Origin of the sequence: Weissella cibaria (assembly GCF_004521965.1) — a bacterium.
Taxonomy (GTDB): Bacteria; Bacillota; Bacilli; order Lactobacillales; family Lactobacillaceae; genus Weissella; species Weissella cibaria_A.
The window spans coordinates 24186-43861 of record NZ_SDGK01000010.1; the positions used below are offsets into that span (position 1 = coordinate 24186).

General features: G+C 43.6%; 23 protein-coding genes and 1 tRNA gene. 22 read left to right on the forward strand and 2 right to left on the reverse strand.

The features are described 5' to 3' along the window. The first annotated feature begins 16 nt into the window (after positions 1–16). The 4 genes from EST42_RS01420 to EST42_RS01435 all read left to right on the forward strand — a co-directional run bounded on the left by EST42_RS01420 (position 17) and on the right by EST42_RS01435 (position 2846). Positions 17–1387 (forward strand): Nramp family divalent metal transporter, encoded by a 1371-nt coding sequence (locus EST42_RS01420; RefSeq protein WP_134643898.1) that lies wholly within the window; start codon positions 17–19, stop codon positions 1385–1387. Positions 1388–1402: 15 nt separating this feature from the next. Then, positions 1403–1840: a universal stress protein gene (locus EST42_RS01425; protein ID WP_134643899.1), complete on the forward strand. Its 438-nt coding sequence runs from the start codon at positions 1403–1405 to the stop codon at positions 1838–1840. A gap of 158 nt (positions 1841–1998) precedes the next feature. Next, positions 1999–2457, forward strand: a complete 459-nt coding sequence (locus EST42_RS01430; protein ID WP_134643951.1) for a MarR family winged helix-turn-helix transcriptional regulator — start codon at positions 1999–2001, stop codon at positions 2455–2457. A 317-nt stretch (positions 2458–2774) separates the two neighbouring features. Continuing rightward, a tRNA-Gln gene (locus tag EST42_RS01435) sits at positions 2775–2846 on the forward strand. A gap of 223 nt (positions 2847–3069) precedes the next feature. On the opposite strand, the gene EST42_RS01440 is transcribed toward EST42_RS01435, so the two are convergent. After that, complete coding sequence (locus EST42_RS01440; RefSeq protein WP_134643900.1) at positions 3070–4212, reverse strand: tyrosine-type recombinase/integrase; 1143 nt, start codon at positions 4210–4212, stop codon at positions 3070–3072. A gap of 311 nt (positions 4213–4523) precedes the next feature. Next, positions 4524–5093: a helix-turn-helix domain-containing protein gene (locus EST42_RS01445; RefSeq protein ID WP_134643901.1), complete on the reverse strand. Its 570-nt coding sequence runs from the start codon at positions 5091–5093 to the stop codon at positions 4524–4526. Positions 5094–5235: 142 nt separating this feature from the next. On the opposite strand from EST42_RS01445, the gene EST42_RS01450 reads away from it, so the two are divergent. The 18 genes from EST42_RS01450 to EST42_RS01530 all read left to right on the forward strand — a co-directional run bounded on the left by EST42_RS01450 (position 5236) and on the right by EST42_RS01530 (position 19667). Continuing rightward, the gene (locus EST42_RS01450) at positions 5236–5442 is read left to right on the forward strand and encodes a hypothetical protein (protein ID WP_112465054.1); all 207 of its coding nucleotides are present in this window, start codon (positions 5236–5238) and stop codon (positions 5440–5442) included. A 295-nt stretch (positions 5443–5737) separates the two neighbouring features. After that, the gene (locus tag EST42_RS01455) at positions 5738–6163 is read left to right on the forward strand and encodes a hypothetical protein (RefSeq protein WP_134643902.1); all 426 of its coding nucleotides are present in this window, start codon (positions 5738–5740) and stop codon (positions 6161–6163) included. A gap of 365 nt (positions 6164–6528) precedes the next feature. Further along, complete coding sequence (locus EST42_RS01460) at positions 6529–6783, forward strand: MerR family transcriptional regulator (RefSeq protein ID WP_134643903.1); 255 nt, start codon at positions 6529–6531, stop codon at positions 6781–6783. Positions 6784–6786: 3 nt separating this feature from the next. Then, positions 6787–7140 carry a hypothetical protein gene (locus tag EST42_RS01465; protein WP_134643904.1) on the forward strand — a complete coding sequence of 118 codons (354 nt, stop codon included), beginning with the start codon at positions 6787–6789 and terminating at the stop codon, positions 7138–7140. Between the two features lie 81 nt (positions 7141–7221). Continuing rightward, positions 7222–7377, forward strand: a complete 156-nt coding sequence (locus EST42_RS10415) for a hypothetical protein (RefSeq protein ID WP_167711022.1) — start codon at positions 7222–7224, stop codon at positions 7375–7377. Beyond that, on the forward strand, positions 7377–7640 hold the full coding sequence (locus EST42_RS01470; protein ID WP_134643905.1) for a hypothetical protein: 264 nt from the start codon (positions 7377–7379) through the stop codon (positions 7638–7640). The genes EST42_RS10415 and EST42_RS01470 overlap by 1 nt, the downstream gene beginning before the upstream one ends. Positions 7641–7645: 5 nt before the next feature. Beyond that, a complete protein-coding gene (locus EST42_RS01475) occupies positions 7646–8563 on the forward strand; it encodes a hypothetical protein (protein ID WP_134643906.1) in 918 nt (305 codons plus the stop codon). 19 nt (positions 8564–8582) lie between these two features. Beyond that, on the forward strand, positions 8583–10301 hold the full coding sequence (locus tag EST42_RS01480) for a DNA primase family protein (RefSeq protein WP_134643907.1): 1719 nt from the start codon (positions 8583–8585) through the stop codon (positions 10299–10301). A 277-nt stretch (positions 10302–10578) separates the two neighbouring features. Next, positions 10579–10974 (forward strand): hypothetical protein, encoded by a 396-nt coding sequence (locus EST42_RS01485; RefSeq protein ID WP_134643908.1) that lies wholly within the window; start codon positions 10579–10581, stop codon positions 10972–10974. A 3-nt stretch (positions 10975–10977) separates the two neighbouring features. Beyond that, a complete protein-coding gene (locus EST42_RS01490; RefSeq protein WP_134643909.1) occupies positions 10978–11292 on the forward strand; it encodes a sigma-70 RNA polymerase sigma factor region 4 domain-containing protein in 315 nt (104 codons plus the stop codon). A 793-nt stretch (positions 11293–12085) separates the two neighbouring features. Further along, positions 12086–13039 (forward strand): L-lactate dehydrogenase, encoded by a 954-nt coding sequence (locus EST42_RS01495; protein ID WP_134643910.1) that lies wholly within the window; start codon positions 12086–12088, stop codon positions 13037–13039. A 228-nt stretch (positions 13040–13267) separates the two neighbouring features. After that, positions 13268–14956, forward strand: coding sequence for an acetolactate synthase AlsS (alsS, locus tag EST42_RS01500; protein ID WP_134643911.1), 1689 nt, complete (start codon positions 13268–13270; stop codon positions 14954–14956). Between the two features lie 61 nt (positions 14957–15017). After that, positions 15018–15737, forward strand: coding sequence for an acetolactate decarboxylase (budA, locus tag EST42_RS01505; protein ID WP_134643912.1), 720 nt, complete (start codon positions 15018–15020; stop codon positions 15735–15737). Positions 15738–15822: 85 nt separating this feature from the next. Further along, a complete protein-coding gene (locus EST42_RS01510) occupies positions 15823–16830 on the forward strand; it encodes a zinc-binding alcohol dehydrogenase family protein (protein WP_134643913.1) in 1008 nt (335 codons plus the stop codon). Positions 16831–17239: 409 nt separating this feature from the next. Further along, positions 17240–18103: a LysM peptidoglycan-binding domain-containing protein gene (locus EST42_RS01515; protein WP_134643914.1), complete on the forward strand. Its 864-nt coding sequence runs from the start codon at positions 17240–17242 to the stop codon at positions 18101–18103. Between the two features lie 60 nt (positions 18104–18163). Next, positions 18164–18706 (forward strand): C40 family peptidase, encoded by a 543-nt coding sequence (locus EST42_RS01520; protein WP_134643915.1) that lies wholly within the window; start codon positions 18164–18166, stop codon positions 18704–18706. A 44-nt stretch (positions 18707–18750) separates the two neighbouring features. Then, positions 18751–19029, forward strand: a complete 279-nt coding sequence (locus tag EST42_RS01525; protein ID WP_134643916.1) for a GNAT family N-acetyltransferase — start codon at positions 18751–18753, stop codon at positions 19027–19029. Positions 19030–19124: 95 nt separating this feature from the next. Beyond that, complete coding sequence (locus tag EST42_RS01530; protein WP_134643917.1) at positions 19125–19667, forward strand: dCTP deaminase/dUTPase family protein; 543 nt, start codon at positions 19125–19127, stop codon at positions 19665–19667. The last annotated feature ends 9 nt before the right edge of the window (positions 19668–19676 follow it).

Below are 19676 nucleotides of genomic sequence, written 5' to 3' on the forward strand. Positions count from 1 at the left end.
GGAGGCATATTTACTGATGGCAAAAGATTCAGTAAAGGATCCGTCAGTTTCAGACGCACAAGCGACTGATGGTCCAAGTTTGGCGGAAATCAACAGCACAGTGGAAGTTCCACAAGGCGGCGGATTTTTGCGGAAGTTGATGGCGTGGAGTGGACCAGGGGCATTGGTTGCTGTTGGTTACATGGACCCAGGTAACTGGATTACGTCAATTGTCGGTGGGGCACAGTATCGATATCTATTGATTTCTGTGATCTTAGTATCTAGTTTAATTGCGATGTTGTTGCAATATATGGCGGCTAAACTAGGGATTGTGGCTCAGAAAGATCTGGCCCAAATGACGCGTGATTCCACGAATAAATGGATTGGGTACATTCTTTGGTTCATGACGGAATTGGCGATTATGGCAACGGAAATGGCCGAAGTTATCGGTGCGGCGATTGCCATCCACTTGCTGTTCGGCCTGCCACTTTTGTGGGGTGTAATTATCACAGCGCTGGATGTTTTGCTACTCTTGCTCCTGATGAAGCTCGGGTTCCGTAAGATTGAAGGTATTGTCTTAACGTTGATTATCGTGATTCTGCTTGTGTTCCTATATATGGCGTTTCTAGCAAAGCCAGATATGGGTCAGGTGGCTGTCAACTTGGTGCCACACCATGATATTTTGAAGCATGGTCAATTGATGTTGGCGTTAGGGATTGTGGGTGCGACGGTTATGCCGCACAACTTGTATCTACACTCATCGATTTCGCAGACGCGAAAGGTTGATCGGAGCGAGAAGAAGAACATTGCCGAAGCAATTCGTTTCACAACTTGGGACTCAAACATTCAACTAACGGGTGCGTTTGTTGTTAACTCGCTATTATTGATTGTTGGTGCAGCATTGTTCTTCGGTCACGGGTCAGAGCTTGAAGCCTTTGGTGATTTGTTTAATGCCCTTAACGATAAAGAAATTGTTGGTGCAATTGCTAGCCCTGTCTTGAGCATGCTGTTCGCTATTGCGTTGTTGGCGTCAGGTCAAAACTCAACAATTACTGGTACCCTGACTGGTCAAATTATCATGGAGGGGTATACTCACTGGCGGATGCCAATGTGGCTACAACGAATTTTGACACGTGGTATTGCGTTGATTCCAATTGTGATTTTTGCCATTATCTTCGGTGCAACTGAAGGGGCCTTAGATCGTCTTTTGGTTTACTCACAAGTGTTCTTGTCAGTGGCTTTGCCATTCTCAATGTTCCCATTGATTTACTTTACGTCATCGAAGAAGTTCATGGGTGAGTTTGTTAACCCACGATGGGCGACTGTTTTAGGGTATGCTGTGGCAGTTATCTTGACGGGATTGAATATTCAATTGATTGTTTCGACATTGGCACCATTGTTTAAGTAAAAAGGGGACGAGTTCATGGTAGAGGCAAAGCATTTTAAACGAGTGTTGGCAGCTGTTGACGATTCAAAGTTGGGTCAACTAGCGTTAGTTAACGCTATTCACCAAGCACAAGAAGATGATTCAGAACTGATCATTGTTTCTGTCTTTGAGGCCGAACAGATGAACGTCTTTGATTACTTTTCAAAGGAAAAGAATGCTGCAGCACGTGAGGACGTCGAAGAGGCGCTTAATCGTTACCGACAAACGGCGGTTGATGCGGGCGTTAGTCATGTTGACACAGTATTCGCTGAAGGCGAGCCAGGTGAGGTGATTGTTAAAGATGTCATTCCACCAGTCAAGCCGGATATGGTCGTGATTGGGTCACACTCACAACGAGGCGTGGAAAAGTACTTTGGCTCACAATCTAGTTATGTGGCAAATAATGCCCCTGTAACAGTCATGATTGTTCGCTGATTTTAAAGGTATATAAAAGCACTTTAACTGAATTGTTAAGGTGCTTTTTTGGTATTTTGACGGTCTTAATTAGGTTCCTTTTCCGGCTGACAAGGCTTGTGGTTTACTGTACAATGGTTAGCGTTATATAACTTTGGGATATTTTGTGGAGGGTAATGATGGAACTGTTAAGTCAGTATATCGATGCGTATTTATCAACGCTGAAGTATTTAGACGAAGTTGTTTCGGAGCCGGCAGCTGATTATGGGTTGTCGTTCGAACAATATTTGATTATGCATAGCATCGCTGATCAGGATGGGCTAACGCTAACTGATGTCGTTGAACGACGACATGTTACGCGGGCAGCCGTATCACGTCAAATTAAGATGCTGTTGAAGAAGGAATTCATTTATCAAGAGGCTGATGAAATGGATCGGCGCCGCATGCTGCTACATTTGACTGAAGCTGGCGCGGATGTTGAACAAATTGTGACGAAGCGCGTCGAAAATCGCTTTGATGGTTGGGTGGAATCTTTTGGGGAAGATAAAGCACACAAAGTGTTGGCGTTTATCCGTCAGTTTGACGATAAGGTCGTTTCAAAGACGAAGGCGAAAGTAAAAGCGCGAAACTTAGAGTAATAGCATGAGATGCCGGACAGATCAGAGGGGGATTTGTCCGGCTTTTTTATAAAAAGGGATGATTTTACATCATTTTTGGTACTTTTCGTTGTTTAACTAAGTATTGCAGTCAGATAGTAAGTGTTCAGAGATGAACCGTGGTTTCTCTCTCTATTAGGTCACGTAGAACTCTTTTCTCTTTATCTTAATTTACGTTAAGAAAAAAACAGTAGCCTCTCACCACTGAAATTAAATGCTACGCGGATATGCGGGACTTTTGGTTATTATTGAGGCTTGAATTCGTTTGCTGGTTGTTGTATCATATAGAAGTTGATTTTTGGGCATTAGCCAAGCGGTAAGGCAACGGTTTCTGGTACCGTCATGCACTGGTTCGAATCCAGTATGCCCAGTTAGAGAGATTGAGGAACCTTGATATATGGGCGTTTGAGCTTGATATATCAAGGTTTTTTCTTAAAAGTACACCACTTGGTACACCATTAGATTGTATTAGATTTCATAGAGTTTTAACCGCTGGTGTACTTGCCGGTGTACCGAGCGGTGTACTGAACTCAAAATAATAAACGCCCTTGTACAAAGCCGTAGCAGACTGTATAAGGGCGTTTTGTGTTGTTGTTAGAAGTTTACCAATGATGTGAATGTTTCTGCCGTGTTGGCGCGCATTTCATCCGTGACGGACGCATAGATGTTAAGTGTGGTCTGAATATCATCATGGCCCACTTGTGCTTGCAGCGTCTTAATATCCATGCCAGCTTGAACCGCTAACGTGATGTACGTGTGGCGTAGACCGTGGATGTTGATAGGTGGCACGTCAGTTCCCTTGATTGCAGCTAACAGCCATGACCGCGGCTGATTGGCGCTGATACGACCAGTTAGTCGCAGATTAGACCAAACCACGTCAGCCGTCTTTCCTTGTTTCATAAGGTGACGCCCTTGGATAGCACGCCATTGTTTGAGATAGCCAGCAGTCCGAAGATCTAACTTTACAGTGCGCTTGCCGGCCTCTGTCTTGGGTCTATCAATAACCACACCCTGACCAGTAACCTCACTCATAGTCTTATTGACATCAATATAAGGGTTGGCACCGTCTAAGTGGACATCTGACCATGTAATAGCCCTAAGTTCACCGTTACGCATACCAGTCCATGCCAGAGTTCGCAGATAAGCCAGTTTGTGCATTGATTCAAGGTTATCGTATTTATCCTGTACAGCTGACCAGAACGCAGCTAACTGTTTGCGGTCATAGAAGTCCACACGGTCAGTGTAAACGGGCTTAGCCTTAGCCTTGGGATATAACACCGTGTCAAACGGGTTGCTGTCCATTAGTTCCAAAGACACCGCCATAGCCAGCATTTTCTTGAAGTAGTTTACTTGTCGCTTGTAGGTAGTGTTATTCTTGGCCATTGCATTAACCCAGCGCTGAATGTCACGTTTCTTGATGTCTTTAATTTTCACACCGTCAAACCATGCTGACGTTAGTATGTGATGTTCAAACAGTTTCTGTACCTTGGCATATGATACCGGCTTTACTGACCGCTTGTAGTCATCAAACCACTGGTTAAATAGTTGGTTGGTTGTCATGTTGACGTTGACCGTTTCAAACTGACCATTATCAATAGCAACCTTTACCTGACGTTCAAACTGACTAGCCAGTGTCTTAGTTGGGAAGTGTCCTTTCTTTTCATGACGCTTGCCAAGGCTGTCACGGTATGACACACGGACGAACCAAGTGCCATTAGATTCTTTCTTAATACTCATGTTTAATACCTTTACCTAACGAGCGCCCAACTCTTCTATGTATCGGCTGTCCAATGAGTGTATATGTTCTTGAAAGTTTTTTATAGATGTTCTAAAAAAGTGTAGAAAATGTAGAAAAACACTGTAAACCCTTGATACCACTGGTTTTGTTCTTCTACATAGGGTGTAGTAAAAGTGTAGATATTTCTACATAAATAGGGGATGTCACACTGGTTAGATGTCATCATGGTCAGAGTTCATCCCTAATCAGTGGTTAGATCTAGCCGTGTTAAAATAAAAGTAACAATTAAATAAACGCAGTAGTGTGTGTATCAGACGTCATCCGATTGGTTGGCGTCTTTTTTTGTGCCGTTTACCCATTCTGACCATTCTTGCCTGTCGTAACCCTTGTAGTCCAAGTGACGCCGTACTTTTACCATGTCTTTTAGTTCATTAAGTGTTTGATGATTACCATGGATAGATTCAAACGTCAGATACCTAAATAGACTTTTAATGTAGTTATAGATGTCATCTTTATCGACGTCATTTAAGTCATCTACTGTTGCTTGTTGCTCGTTGTTCAGCAGAAACGCGCTAAGTACGTCATACCTATCAGCGCCTTTTTTAATTTCTGAATCAATAATACGTGCAAAAGCGGCAGACCAATCGCTGTCTGAAGTTGAAGATTCAAAAGCGTTCGTTTGGTCGTCATTTGTAATACCTTGAAGATAGGCGGTAGGGACACCCCAGTGATTGGCTAATTTTACCCATGTTTCTAGTTTTGGTTCACGCTTTCCGTTTTCATAGTTGGCAATAGTACCGTTGGATAGACCAACAGCGTCAGCAACTTGTTGAAGTGTTTCTTTTCGTTCTTTTCGAACTTGTTTTATACGGTTTTTCATGACTAACCCTTTCTTTGCTTATAGGAAAATTAAAACACACATTTCTGTCACTTTGCAAGAAAGACTATTGACATTTTTCTGTCGAGACGACAGAATATAAACATGCAAGTTTCATTCATTTTGACAGAAAGGCGGTGGCTTTATGAAAGCGACTATTAGTAAAGACCAACAGATTGCCTTGTTACGAAAGCAAGGACAAGAGCGTTTGAATCGTACAGAGTTATCTGATGTGCTTGGTTTATCACGGGAGACGGTTAGAACGGTACTAGATTCAGAAACGCCGCTAACGGTTAGTGCTAAGACATTTACCGCTGTGAACGATTGGCTGATTTCAGAACTAGCCAAATGACAGCAAAAAATAAGCCCAGCGGTGGCACCCGTTGGACTAATGGTTATTCAGTTGCCCCGCATTGGGGTCTTTAAATTAACAGGAGAATTATAACATGACTGATTCAGAAGTTTATCTATTAGAGATGATTGGCTTGATTGCTGGTGTACTAGTTGCTTACAAGATCTACGAACTGATTGATGACATCCGACTTGGTGCGATTGTCTTTGAGTAGTGGTTAGCTGTCACGGTGGCATGACGTTAAACCGCCACTGATAACAGATGTACGCCACGATTGGCGGAAGGAGTTTTGATTATGGATAAGCGTAACAAGTACACGGGCAAGTTTGAGACCCAAAAGAATGCTGATTTTATTGAAGCGGTTACTGAATCACCCAAGCAGTGGCAGACAGTGGTTGATACGGTGCGTAGTGCATTGGATAACGCGCGCTATGAGCCTAACGTGATTAGAGAAGGTGAAAATTGGCGTAAGCAAACCATTTTGTCAGTGATTAGCTTACTAGCTGAATCATTACCGATTGCTGAACTGTTGGACAGTATGGAATACGGTGACATCTTAATGCAGCAGGGCAAAGTTACCCATGCTAACCATGATACTTACTTAGATAACATCATGGATAAGTACGTGACGCCTAGTGACAAGCTATTAGCAGTTAAGGCGGCACTATTGTACATCAACAAAAATACTGACATCACAGCGTTAGAAGCTGGGTTGAATTGATTTCAAGGGGTAGCGCAATTTTGAGCCACCCCATACATACACAACAAACTAATTAAAGGACAACTTTATTAGTTATTACCGTGGTCAGACTTGGTATGTGGTGCTGACCGACACACAGGCTGGGGTACAAGTTTAAACCCGTCGCCACCCAGCCCATGTGATACATATGACCCAAGTAAGTCACTAAACTACTTAATTTAATACCTGAATCATAGTGTCAGTTTGTTTTGCCGGCTAACTGATTGCTAGATAGACGAGCGCCCAACTCACAGCGCAAACAAAAAGCCCCGTTAGCCTTTACCTTGGACAGTAACTAACGAAGCCCCCAGACACTACGATTCAAAAGAAAGGAAGTGTTTTTTTTAATGGATAACCCTATTGTAGCAGATGACAAGCTGATTACCGTTTTAAAGCAGGCGGTGATTGAATCGCTTGATACATTTCAGCCTAGTCCATGGATGACGCAAAAAGAAGCGAGCGCCTATGTTCACATGAATTACAAGACGTTTAAGAAACTAGCTGACCAAGGTGTGTTTAAGGCACACAGTGGGGCTAAGTACGGTATTGCGTTTGAACGATACAACCGAGATGAGTTAGATCTAGCAGTGAAAGGACTGTAATTTATGGAGCAAACAACTTTAATGACACTAGATGATGACACAGTGGTCAGCATGATTGCAGCGCTTGAACGCGGGACGGTCAGTAACCCAGTTGGTTGGGTATCACTTGGTACATATGCCGGTTTGATGTTGGCAGAAAGTGAGACAGAGCAACGTAAGGCTGTGATTACAGCGGTAAATGACCTTATTGACCTTGGTGTACCAGTTGGCTATGCCGTGGGTGTTGGTTATCGGTTCTTTTTAATCAGGACACCGAGTGACTTACAGATGTCAGCTAACAGGTATGACCAACGACTGACAGCGATTGATTGCTTAGGTTGGTATGACAAAGTAAAAAGCCGGCTACATAGCATGTAACCGACTTACTAAGTCCACTGGTTGAAAGTTTGGCGACCCAAGACCGGTGCGACATCCCCAAATAGAAAGGACTATTTAAGTATGAGTGATTTAGATAACAGTAGCAAGCAATTAGAAGCTGGTTTCTTAGCTGGTATCAAGGTGGCTAGTCAAACAGTGAGCCACAGTGAACTTAGCAAGCAAGCCAAGCTGTACGTGTTGCGTTTGATGTTGGATGTTTTAAAGGAGATGTACTAATGACTTTATATGAATTGTTAAATGACGCAGAAATACGTTCCGCAGCGATTGCTAGTGTCGCTACTTTAATCGTAAATGAGACACAAGACGAAGTGCATTATCTTGGTGAACACCCAACGAAGTCACAGATTGAACAAGCTAACGAGATTATCAAATCGTATGACCGTATTAGCAAGGTAGCGCTGATGTTTATGAGAGCAGCAGATGACTTACAGGAGCGTGTATCAGAAGCGGCTATGATGACGTTGCCAACTAAGGAGTAGTCACTATGATCTACGAGCAAAAAGGGCTGAATAAGAAAGAATACACGCCGGTGTTTGGGGATGAAGATGATTTTTCTCACTTGGCTGGGAACGTAGCAAGCCCTAAGACAACGGCATACCGACACACAGAGCAACAGTTGGCTAGTTTTAAACAGGTGAACGCCCCTTATGTTCTTTACGGGACACTTGCTAATGACAATATGGAGCGCGCTAAAAATGAAGTGCTAGAACGTAGCGTGATGTTTATTGATGTTGATGATAGTGGTACCTATGAAGATGTAGCTAACCACTTGGCTAGTTTCTTGAACGCTATGAGCGCTAATCATGTCATCTATCCGACTATTAGCAACGGTATCAAGGACGGGACAAGGTTGCGTGCTGGTATTCAGTTAGATAAACCACTGAATCAAGACGACTATATCAAGGCTTGGTTAGTGGTTATTGGACAGACACACATTAAGGCTGACAGGCGTGGCGCTGAAAGTAATTTTTCACAGTTACAGGGTATTTATGTACCGACTGACCAGAACGCTGCTAACACGCCAATTATTGAGACTGACGGGGTTGGGCTGAACACAGACGCGCTGATTGAGTTGTTTAACAATAACCCTAACAAGTACCAGCCACTGGATAAACAAGCACATAGTCAGACACCTGTTGATATTAGTAACACCCCAAAGTATGCACTTGTTGCTAGAAAGATGTTACTAGCCATGTTTGACCCAGAGAACAGGTACCAAGCATTTGGTGGTTGGGATAACATGCTGACAGACGTAGGTGGTTGGGTGTACCGGCAGACACACGGTGACATCAAACTGACTGGTGATATTGTCGCAACTGTAAACGCATTGGGGAGTGACCCGATTGACCCAGATGAGCTAAAAGCAAAGTTCAAAAGTTGGGTGAATCGTTGGACGTATTGAGTAGATTGGAGATGAAAGAATGGAAACATTGTTAGATGACGAAGAAACCACTAAACTAGCTGACCAAGTGGCTAAACATGATACTAGCAAGCAAACGGAAGCGGAACGCCTTGCTGATTACATGACATTGCGCCGTTGGTGGCAGACGAAGGGTAAACGTATTGATGACGACACCGCCACTTATAACGGTATGCCATTTGACCCTGAACGTTCTTATACGTGGGAAGAGATGACGGCAGATGTGAAGTTACGGCTTAATGAGAGGTCACCCCATTGGTTAGTGCATGATATTGATAAGTCAGGTAAGTTATCTGTTTGGGTACCGGACATTAACTTGTTTGTGGATGACATCAAAGAGCGCCGCCATATTATCGTTGTGAATGACACACACCCAGACGGGCTATATTGGAACGGTAAATACTGGGATAAGTTCACCAAGCAACAACCGCTATTAAAGGTCATTAAAGGCGATTCGATTAAGTTGCTGAATAAGTACCGTGTGTTTGATAAAGTTTCTAGGCAGAAGCGCAGTGACATGATTGAATTGGCGCAAACGTTGATACCAGAGCCGAGTTATCAAGTGTTTAACAGCGAAGATCTAGTGAGTTTTAAGAACGGTACGCTGGACTTAAAAACAATGCAATTACATGAGTACCGTGAAGAAGATTATCTGACATCATTGTTACCGGCTAAGATTATTGAAAGTAATGACGGTGGGCTGGTTGCTGAATACGCGCGTTATTTGCTTGGGGATGACGCCCAGACACTTATTGAGTGGTTTGGGTACATGTTCTTTTTGAATGATGACAGCTTGCAGAATATTGTCTTTATCCAAGGACAAGGTGGTAACGGTAAAAGTACGCTATTAAAGGTATTGCTAAGCGCATTCGGTATTGAGCGATTTGGTGGATCTATCAGTTTCTCACAGCTTGCTGATAAGAATGATAGTTCACGGTACATGGAGCAGTTGGCTGGTATGTACGCCAATATCCTGACTGAATCAGACGCTACTATTTCAAGTAGAGGCTTGGACATTCTTAAAAAAATTGCGTCAGGAGACCCACTGACAGCAAACCCCAAAGGACGAGATACGTATAGTTTTAAGGTACATGCCAAGTTTTTGATTTCAGCTAATTTCAATTTACCGACATTTCCAGACCAGAAAGAATACAGTCGCCGATTGGTGTTGTTGAGTGCTGGTGCTAAGCCTATTACTGATATGGATGACGCAGAACGTGAAGCGTACATGTCTAAGTATCATGAAGATAAGTTAGTAGCAGAGTTACCCAAGTTCATCTATTACGCCATTACACAGGCTAAGCAAGCCATTGAGCGCCGTAAGCTGACCATTACAGACGCAGCTAAGCAACGAACGGCAGACTGGTTAACTAGTGATGATCTACTAAGCCAGTTCATGAAGGAGTATTTTGTGGACACCCAAGGTACTAATGGTGTTACGGTTAAATACGCTCACGACATGTTTAAAGCGTTTTTGATGAGTGAAGGTATACCAGCCAACAAGGTTATTGGTGTATCAGAGTTTCGCAAGTCGCTAGTTAGTCATAATATTACATATACCAAGACAGCAGCACCGGCTAATAAGGCAGACGCTGAACTAGTTGATGATTATGCCAAGCCGTCACGTAACCGAATCAAGGGCAAAGGTATCAAGACTAATGACCAGCAGGTGATGACAAAGCCAGATGATATTTATAAGCAGTGGGAGCTGTCAAATTGATTATTTTAGGGCGGTTGACTTAGGTTAGCCGCTTTTTTTGTAGAGATTTTGTAGACTTCTACACTCTTACCTACACCCTGTGTAGAGGGTTTTTACCAGTCATACCAAGGGCTACCGGTATTTTTCTACACTTTATACACTTTTTTAGAAGTAGCGCGCGTAAATACCACGCAGGGTGTTGGTCAGTTTTCCCCACGAGTGGACAATTTGGAGTTATTGAACACGTTGTACAATAATATAGATATAGTTTGCAGACGTGAAAAAATGAGGTGAGTATATGGCAAAGCTGGTTGAAACGGTAGATAACGCAGCAACTGCAAAAGAGGTTAGAAACTTTTTAAAGTCGGAAGCAATTAGAATTTTGTTTATTTCCCAGTTTGATGTTTATCACGCAGACCCCGAAATACTTAATAAAGTTCCAATGACGGGGAGATCATCAACTGATGATGTGGTTGGATATGCAAACAGCTTAATAGAAGCCCTTATGAGTTTAGACAAGCTAAAGCGTGTGTTGATATGGCGGAAATACATTTTAAAAGAAACACACGGAGCAATTAGCTGTGATACTCATCTTTCATCTAGGCGATCACAGGAAATAATGCAAGAGGGGTTGATAGAGTTTGCCATATCTTTTCGTGAGACGTATGACTTTATCGTGACACCGGAGGGCTGAATAATGGCTGATAAGTACGATAAGTTACTGACTGACTATTTCAACGGCACGCTAGATAAGCATGTAGCGAGCTATGAAGTATCAGATTGGTTTTTAGAAGAGCATAGGGCCGAATATGAGGATATGAGGCGGGTGAGGTCGACTATTGATGATGTGGTGCATGATACGCTCAAACCCTTCTATCAGAATGTACTTAAAGCTAAGTATGGCGATAGAATGACGTTTGATGAGTTACAGACCATGTTTGATAGAACGCCAACAGCAATAAACAAACAGAAGTACAGAGTGAAGCGAAAACTAAAAGAAGCCGGCCTGTAATTACTGCTTTCTGCTACATAGAAAATCACCACAAGATTACAACAAGATTTAGGGATATTTGGCAGGGTGATAAAGCCGCTATTAACGTTGATATGCCGGCGGTTGCGACTGGTTTACTATCCATAAAACGGAACTATGAGTGAGCCGAGGTTTTTAACATTTTTGGGGGATGAATTATGTATGATTTGTGTAAGGCTGTGAGAAGTCCGTGACGACGTTTTTTTGCCGCGATAAATTCTGCATGCTAAATCTGAAAATCGGTTATACTCCCGCCCGTGTCGCTTAGGAAGTAACCGAATATCAAATAGTGCCGTCTCTTCAACGCGCTGTAGTTATTATTATTTTTTGGATTGAACGGTACGGCACTGTCAGCAAGTTCATCCCCAATTAGGTACAAAAAAACTGACCACCTAACAATTAGCTAAGTGGTCAGACATGAAGAGTTGAGCGTTCAATTTTTAGTTTTTTTGATGTGCCGGTGTACTTGCCGGTGTACTCATGAGATTTCCCGTTACTCAAAAGCCTATTACACAGGCGTTTTTAGACTATTTGGTTGAGACCCAGTATGCCCAGTGATAACGGAAAGACGTTTCTGATTTTTCGGGAGCGCCTTTTTATTTTGCACTCATTTGTGAATAAATGTTTCACAAATGGAAGAGTCGGCTAATTTGTACCACACACGTTGCGAAATGTCGCCGTTCAAACGTTGTACAGATATTCACATTGTAAGTGAATTATGCTAAACTATAAAAGATTTGAAACTTATATTGAGTAATTGTGGAGGAATATAATCATGGCACAACACCACCAAAAGGTTGTTCTTGTCGGAGACGGTGCGGTTGGTTCATCATACGCATTCGCATTGATGCAACAAGGTATCGCCGAAGAATTGGTAATCGTTGATATTATGAAGGAGCGCACGGAAGGTGACGCTTTGGACTTGGAGGACGCAGCTCCTTGGACGTTTAACAAGAACGTCTACTCAGGTTCATATGACGATGCCAAGGACGCCGACTTGGTTGTTATCACGGCCGGAGCCCCACAAAAGCCAGGTGAGACGCGTTTGGACTTGGTTGACAAGAACTTGAAGATTATCAAGGCAATTGTGTCACCAATCGTTGAATCAGGATTTAACGGTATCTTTTTGGTTGCTGCTAACCCAGTTGATATTTTGACAATGGCTGTACAAAAGTTCTCAGGCTTCCCAAAGAACCGCGTCTTTGGATCGGGTACGTCATTGGACACGGCCCGCTTGCGCATGGCTTTGGCAAAGAAGTTCAATGTCTCACCTGAGGCAGTTGATGCGTACATTTTGGGTGAGCACGGTGATTCAGAGTTCGCCAACTTTGATGAAGCTTTGATTGGTGGCCGTCCATTGAAGTTGTGGGCTGCTGAAGCTGGCATCTCGGACACTGATTTGGATCAAATCTTGTACGATACAGCGCACAAGGCATACGAAATCATCAACCGTAAGGGCGCAACGTTCTACGGTATCGGAACGTCATTGGCCCGTATTACACGAGCAATCTTCCGTGATGAAAAGATGGTCTTACCAGTCGGTGCCTGGATGGAAGGCCAATACGGTTTGAACGATATATACATCGGAACACCTGCTGTTATCGGTGCTAATGGGGTCGAAGCTGTTATTGAAGCAACGTTGTCTGAAGAAGAGGCTGCTAAGATGGCTGCCTCAGCTAAGACTTTGAAGGAAGTTGCTGAAGGTGGGTTCGCCCGTTTGGACGCCTAAGTAAATATTAACACTTAAGAAAGACGCGACTATTCAATATGAGTAGTCGCGTCTTTTGTCGAAAATTCACAAACTGTCCAATTTTAAAACCCACATCTCTAAAGCGGTAGGGTTAGTTCATAATGCTGTTTTTCACAAGAAGGTTTGCGGCTACTCATTTTTACAAAGAAAGCGTACAATGAAATTTATTAATATTATTACGCAATTATTTAAAGAGGTATTAAACTCATGGCTGAGATGAAAAAGTATGGTGCCGACCTAGTTGTTGACAGCTTGAACAATCATGGCGTTGATTTGGTATTCGGGATTCCCGGTGCTAAAATTGACCGTTTGTTTGAAACGTTGGAACACCCAGCAGAAGGTGCTGTATCACCTAAGTTGGTTGTTACGCGTCACGAACAAAACGCTGCCTTTATGGCACAAGGATTTGCTCGCATTACAGGAAAGACGGGAGTTGTGATTGCAACGTCAGGACCTGGTGTTGGTAACTTGGCTTCAGGTTTGATGACGGCAAGCGCTGAAAACGATCCAGTATTGGCCATTGGCGGACAAGTACCTCGTAAGGACTTGTACCGTTTGACACACCAAAGCACGCCATCAGCTGCTTTGTTTGAGCCAATCACGAATTACTCAGTTGAAATCCAAGATCCAAACAACATTTCAGAAATATTGTCAAACGCGATTGCACAAGCCAATGGGCCTAAGCCTGGCGCTGCTTTTGTTTCTTTGCCACAAGATGTTGACGATGCATTTGTTGAAGCTAATGCATTGCCACGTGTTGAGCCAGCTCGTATGGGTTCAGCCTCATTGACTGACATTACTTGGTTGGCTGAACAAGTTAAGCAAGCTGAAATGCCGGTTATCTTGGTCGGTGCACGTGGATCAGACGACGCAACTACGGAAGCATTGCACCAATTGTTGACGCAAACGACGTTACCAGTAGTTGAAACGTACCAAGGTGCTGGGGTTATCTCACGTGATTTGGAAGAAAAGACCTTCTTCGGACGTATCGGTTTCTTCCGTAATCAAGTGGGTGACCAATTGTTGGCGCAATCTGATTTTGTAATCACGGTCGGTTACGATGCAATTGAATATGAGCCACGTAACTGGAACAAGAAAGCTGATTTGCGTATTGTTGCTTTGGATACGGCTGCTGTTCAAATTGACAACAACTTCACGCCAGAGCGTCAATTGATTGGTACGTTGGCTGACACGTTGGCCTTCTTGAAGGAAAAGGTTGATGGTTACGAGTTGCCGGTCGCTTCACAAAACAAGTTGGCAGAGTTGAAGGCCGCTTTGCGTGCAGCTGATGAGCCTAAGTACACGCCAGCTGATGCTGGTTTGAACCACCCATTGAACGTTATCAAGTCGTTGCAAAACCACATGACAGATGACATGACATTGACGTCAGATATCGGTTCACACTACTTGTGGTTGGGTCGTCACTTTAAGTCATACGTACCACGCCACTTTTTGATTTCAAATGGTATGCAAACGTTGGGTGTTGGGTTGCCATGGGCTATGGTTGCAGCGATGGTGCGTCCAAACGCCAAGGCAGTTTCAGTATCAGGTGACGGTGGCTTCTTCTTCTCAGGTGTTGAATTGGCAACGGCTGTTCAAATGAAGTTGAATACTGTACACATTGTTTGGCAAGATAACCACCACTATGACATGGTTAAGTTCCAAGAAGAAATGAAGTACGATGGTAAGTCAGCTGGTGTTAAGATCGCTGATATTGATATCGTGAAGTTTGCTGAAGCAGCTGGTGCCAAGGGATTGCGCGTTGATACTCCAGACCAATTGGATGCCATCTTGGACGAAGCATTTGCGACTGAAGGTCCAGTTGTTGTTGAAGTACCGGTAGACTACTCACACAACTTCGAATTGATGTCACAATTGATCGAATCAGAAATCTAATGATGAGGGGGTGTCCGGTCATGGACGCCCCTTTTTTGTAAAAAATAGGAGGAATCGAATAATGGCAACGGTTTATCAGCACAGTACGTTAGCTGCATTAATGGCAGGATTGTTGGGGGGTACAATCACTGTCGGCGAACTGAAGGAACATGGCGATACGGGTATAGGTACGTTGCACGGTGTCGACGGGGAAGTCATCATTTTGAATGGTGAAGTTTATCAAGCTGAGTCTTCAGGGAAAGTTAATCATATTACGGACATGTCGACTTTGGTGCCTTTTGCGACGGTACACCAGGCGCACGGGCCTGAGTCAAAAGCGATTACCTTGAAAGATGTTACGTTGAGCAATGTTGACGTCATTAATGAATACAACTTGTACAACAATTTTTCAGGAATCGGCTTGCGTGGGGAGTTTTCACACATCAAGGTGCGTATTGCGCCAAAGGCATCTGAACCGTTTCCCTCATTGCTTGAGATTGCTAAGCAACAACCAGTTTTTGAACGTGAAAATGTTTCGGGTACGCTTGTTGGTTATTACTCACCTGAGCTATACCATGGTGTGGTAGTGGCCGGTTGGCACGTTCACTTTATTAGTGATGATCGTCAATTTGCGGGCCACGTCTTAGAGTTCCAAGCACCTGAGTTAACGGGTTCGATGGTGGCGTTCTCTGACTATCAATTGCATTTGCCAATTGAAAATACTGCTTTCCGAGAACACCATCTCGATATGAATGGTATTCGTGAAGGAGTTACTGCAGCTGAAGGGAACACAAACGATTAAGAAAATGATGGCAGACACAATTGTCTGCCATTTTTTTGTTAAAGGCGGTACAATAACTGAGTAAGAAAAGTAGAGGTAAAGAAAGATGAGCGAATTTATGCAAGCAGTTGTGACCACTTCAAATGAGGCACAACCACTCGAGGTAATGACGATTCCTGTGCCAGTTGTTTCAGATGACGATGTGCTTGTTCGTGTGAAAGCTGTGGCGGTTAATCCAGTTGACGGTAAGCAACGTCAAGCGGCGGTTGCAAATAAGTCATCCCATGTTTTAGGTTTCGATGCGACTGGTGAGGTTGTTGCAGTCGGCGCCAAGGTGACGGATTTCAAGTTAGGTGATAATGTGTTCTACGCTGGTCAGTTGGGACGTTTAGGTGCAAATGCAGAGTTACAAGCGGTCAATGCGGCATTGGTAGCTAAGGCGCCGACAACGTTATCACACGCTGAAGCGGCCGCACTACCCCTGACTTTTTTAACAGCATATGAGTTACTAGTAGATAAGTTTGGCCTGACGGTTGCTGAAAATAGTGCAAAAGGTCAAACAATTCTCATTATTAACGGTGCTGGTGGTGTTGGTTCAATCATGATTCAGTTAGCTAAGTGGATGGGGATGACAGTCATTGCGACGGCTTCACGGCAAGAAACAAGCGACTGGGTAACCAAGCTAGGCGCTGATCATGTGGTTAACCACCGACGTGATTATGTGGCGGATATGCACAGCTTGGGCTTCGATTTAGTACCGTACATTGCAATTTTGCATGCCCCGGAAGCTCACTTTGAACAAGCGGCAGCTTTGGTTGGACCGTTTGGTCACATTGGAGCCATTGTTGAGTCGGTGGAACCTTTGCCAGTTGGGTTAATCAAAAATAAGGCAGCATCCCTTGATTGGGAATTTATGTTTGTCAAGGCTAATTATGGGGTCAACATGGCGACGCAGGGTCGTGCCTTAGCTTTGGCAGCGACGTTAGCAGATCAGGGTGTTTTACGGACAACTTTGACGGAGACGATGACTGGCATGACAGCTGAAACGATTCTGGCCGCGCAAGAAAAAGTGGCTGCTGGCAAAGTTAATGGCAAACTCGCGATTGAATTTTAAATAAAATTTGAAAAGCGACCGCTTCTTTGTGACTTTGGTCGCTTTTTTGATTTGGCGAGCAAAAAAAATGATAATTCGACAACGTGTCACACCTGATTGTTATGTCCAGACTGGCTTGACGTCGTACTCGTGGGAGGATGTAACACCATTTGAATTTTGAAAACACTTGTGAAAAAGATTTAGCGACCGTGAAATTCGCGCGAAAAATATGGTAATATTTACGCAGAACATGACTTTGTAATAGTAATGCAAACTTTGTCATTGTAAACTAATGAATTGTGACTTGAAGTGCAAATTATTTCGCGTAAAATAAACAACGTACAATCAATAAAGATAATAAAGAAAAGATTAAGAATTGGTTGGTTCTTGCGTTTAATAAATCTATATTGGATAGGGGAATATCATAAACATGAATGTATCTGTTAAAAATACGTTATTGGCAGCTGCGGGAACTGTTGCTGCGTTGACTGGATCATCTGTTGTTGCGTCAGCGGATTCTGTAACTGTTAAAGCCGGCGACACGTTGTACGCGATTGCAACAGCGCACAATACGACGGTGAATGCCTTGGCTTCAGCAAACGGATTGTCAAACATCAACATGATTTTTGTTGGGCAACAACTGCAATTGCCTGGTACATCAACTAACAACACTGCAGCAAACACAACGACGTCTGCTGGGGCTTCAAACGCAACGTACATGGTTAAGGCCGGTGATTCTTTGTGGGGTATTGCAAACAGCAACGGTATGACTTTGTCAGAATTGTTGTCATTGAATGGTTTGCAAGCAAGCTCATACATCTTCCCAGGTGATTCATTGAAGATTTCGGGTGCCGGCGCAGCGACTGTTACACCGTCAGCACCAGCTACAGACAATAGCCAATCTTCAGCAAATACTAACAATAACTGGGGCACTGTTGATAACGGCTACACAAACTCAAACAATACGGTGTCATCAACGAACACGTACCCATACGGACAATGCACGTGGTACGTTAAGGGTGATTTGAACTGGGTTGGAAATTACTGGGGTAACGCAGTAGACTGGGCTTCAACGGCTGTTGCAGCTGGTCACACTGTTAACTCAGTACCAACTGTTGGTTCAATTGCCTACTTTGCAGCTGGTGTTCAAGGCGCATCATCATACGGACACGTTGCGGTCGTTGAGTCAGTTAACGCTGATGGTACAGTGACGATTTCAGAAGCAAACTATGCAGGCATGTTGTATCACGAGCGTACAATTCCAACATCAGGTTTGTTGTTTATTCACCAATAAGAGAGATTTAATGAGAGCTCGCAAGCGTGGGCTCTTTTTTGTATAACGAGGAGAAAAGTGATGCCGTTTGAACTAACACCTGGCCGGATAATTCATACTGATGATGTTGGCCAGATTGACGCAGAAATGCGATTCGATGTTCCAAAAGGTGAGGCCCCTTTTGCCATTACCTTTGCCGAGTTTAACAATAAAATGGCGGGGGCCCGTGTGCAACGAGTGATGATGCAAATGATCATGGCAAGTCTGCGTGAAACTATCGGGCAAACATTACGCGGTGTACTTGGCCGGCCATATCAATCGCAAGGCAATACACCTGAAGAAGGGTTTGATGCCGGCGGATTGATTCAATATGTCTACAATCACGTATTTGGCGTTAGTTTTCCGCAAAACATTGCTAAGCAGTTCACTTTGGTTCAGCAAGTGACTTTAGCTGAAACGATGCCAGGGGATATCTTAGTTTGGGGAAGTTTAGCAGTACCCACGGCGGCCGGTGTTTACTTAGGTGGCGGGAAATATATCACGGTTGATATACTAAATGACGTGGTGCAAATCAAAGCGGTAACGCAGTCGTGGCTCCCTGATGTTATTGGTTCTCTGCGTTAATTTTCGGTACGGTCAAGTATAATTGTTTAAGAGGGGGTGACAATATGGAGTTTACATTTGAACCAGGACGTCTATATCATGAAACCGACGGACAAGTTGACGCAGAAATCCTATTTCCAGCCATTAACGATGGTCAAACGTGGTCGATTGACTACACCTTTGTGGACCCGGCGTTGCGGGGCAAAGGTATCGCAGGGCAGTTGTTAGCTGAAGTTGTTCGACGAGCCCAAGTTGACCACGTCACACTACGACCGGTTTGTTCATATGCTAGAATGGCGTTTTTTAAGAATCCCGAATATCAGGCTTTGCAGGCCAAAAGTTAAGAGTTAGTTGAAGCATTCCGAAAATAACCGGTGTGCTTTTTAATTTACGGCTTTTTTCGATATACTTAAAACATAACTAACTTTGGGGGATAATTATGAAACGTGGATTTGCAGTTGTTTCAAAATACGCAACGGCGGGGCTTAATCTTCCCCAACGAGCAACGAAAATGGCGGCTGGTTACGATTTTGAGGTCGCTGAGGACTTTACGCTTCCATCAATTTGGAAGCTCCCATTTATTAAGATTTTGGCGTCGCTATATATGAAGCGACAATTGACAGATCATGATTATGAAGAAGCGACATCAACATTGAAGCCCCTCTTAGTACCGACTGGTATTAAGGCATACATGGGTGAAAGTGAGTATTTAATGATTGCCAATCGGTCATCCAATCCGTTGAAGCGTGGGATGATCTTGCCAAATGGGGTCGGCATTATTGATGCGGACTATGTGGATAACGATAAGAATGAGGGTGAAATATTTATTCAGATGGTTAATTGGGGCATCCGAGATATGCATCTAAAAAAGGGTGAACGCATCGGTCAAGGAATTTTCATGCCGTTTTTGGTAACGGATGATGATGCAACACAAGAGAAGAATGACCGTACGGGGGGCTTTGGTAGTTCCGGCGTACATTAAGAGAGGTAA

Coding starts and splice junctions, on each gene's coding strand:
- EST42_RS01420 (WP_134643898.1), top strand. CDS start 17: ATGGCAAAAGATTCAGTAAAGGATCCGTCAGTTTCAGACGCACAAGCG.
- EST42_RS01425 (WP_134643899.1), top strand. CDS start 1,403: ATGGTAGAGGCAAAGCATTTTAAACGAGTGTTGGCAGCTGTTGACGAT.
- EST42_RS01430 (WP_134643951.1), top strand. CDS start 1,999: ATGGAACTGTTAAGTCAGTATATCGATGCGTATTTATCAACGCTGAAG.
- EST42_RS01440 (WP_134643900.1), bottom strand. CDS start 4,212: ATGAGTATTAAGAAAGAATCTAATGGCACTTGGTTCGTCCGTGTGTCA.
- EST42_RS01445 (WP_134643901.1), bottom strand. CDS start 5,093: ATGAAAAACCGTATAAAACAAGTTCGAAAAGAACGAAAAGAAACACTT.
- EST42_RS01450 (WP_112465054.1), top strand. CDS start 5,236: ATGAAAGCGACTATTAGTAAAGACCAACAGATTGCCTTGTTACGAAAG.
- EST42_RS01455 (WP_134643902.1), top strand. CDS start 5,738: ATGGATAAGCGTAACAAGTACACGGGCAAGTTTGAGACCCAAAAGAAT.
- EST42_RS01460 (WP_134643903.1), top strand. CDS start 6,529: ATGGATAACCCTATTGTAGCAGATGACAAGCTGATTACCGTTTTAAAG.
- EST42_RS01465 (WP_134643904.1), top strand. CDS start 6,787: ATGGAGCAAACAACTTTAATGACACTAGATGATGACACAGTGGTCAGC.
- EST42_RS10415 (WP_167711022.1), top strand. CDS start 7,222: ATGAGTGATTTAGATAACAGTAGCAAGCAATTAGAAGCTGGTTTCTTA.
- EST42_RS01470 (WP_134643905.1), top strand. CDS start 7,377: ATGACTTTATATGAATTGTTAAATGACGCAGAAATACGTTCCGCAGCG.
- EST42_RS01475 (WP_134643906.1), top strand. CDS start 7,646: ATGATCTACGAGCAAAAAGGGCTGAATAAGAAAGAATACACGCCGGTG.
- EST42_RS01480 (WP_134643907.1), top strand. CDS start 8,583: ATGGAAACATTGTTAGATGACGAAGAAACCACTAAACTAGCTGACCAA.
- EST42_RS01485 (WP_134643908.1), top strand. CDS start 10,579: ATGGCAAAGCTGGTTGAAACGGTAGATAACGCAGCAACTGCAAAAGAG.
- EST42_RS01490 (WP_134643909.1), top strand. CDS start 10,978: ATGGCTGATAAGTACGATAAGTTACTGACTGACTATTTCAACGGCACG.
- EST42_RS01495 (WP_134643910.1), top strand. CDS start 12,086: ATGGCACAACACCACCAAAAGGTTGTTCTTGTCGGAGACGGTGCGGTT.
- alsS (WP_134643911.1), top strand. CDS start 13,268: ATGGCTGAGATGAAAAAGTATGGTGCCGACCTAGTTGTTGACAGCTTG.
- budA (WP_134643912.1), top strand. CDS start 15,018: ATGGCAACGGTTTATCAGCACAGTACGTTAGCTGCATTAATGGCAGGA.
- EST42_RS01510 (WP_134643913.1), top strand. CDS start 15,823: ATGAGCGAATTTATGCAAGCAGTTGTGACCACTTCAAATGAGGCACAA.
- EST42_RS01515 (WP_134643914.1), top strand. CDS start 17,240: ATGAATGTATCTGTTAAAAATACGTTATTGGCAGCTGCGGGAACTGTT.
- EST42_RS01520 (WP_134643915.1), top strand. CDS start 18,164: ATGCCGTTTGAACTAACACCTGGCCGGATAATTCATACTGATGATGTT.
- EST42_RS01525 (WP_134643916.1), top strand. CDS start 18,751: ATGGAGTTTACATTTGAACCAGGACGTCTATATCATGAAACCGACGGA.
- EST42_RS01530 (WP_134643917.1), top strand. CDS start 19,125: ATGAAACGTGGATTTGCAGTTGTTTCAAAATACGCAACGGCGGGGCTT.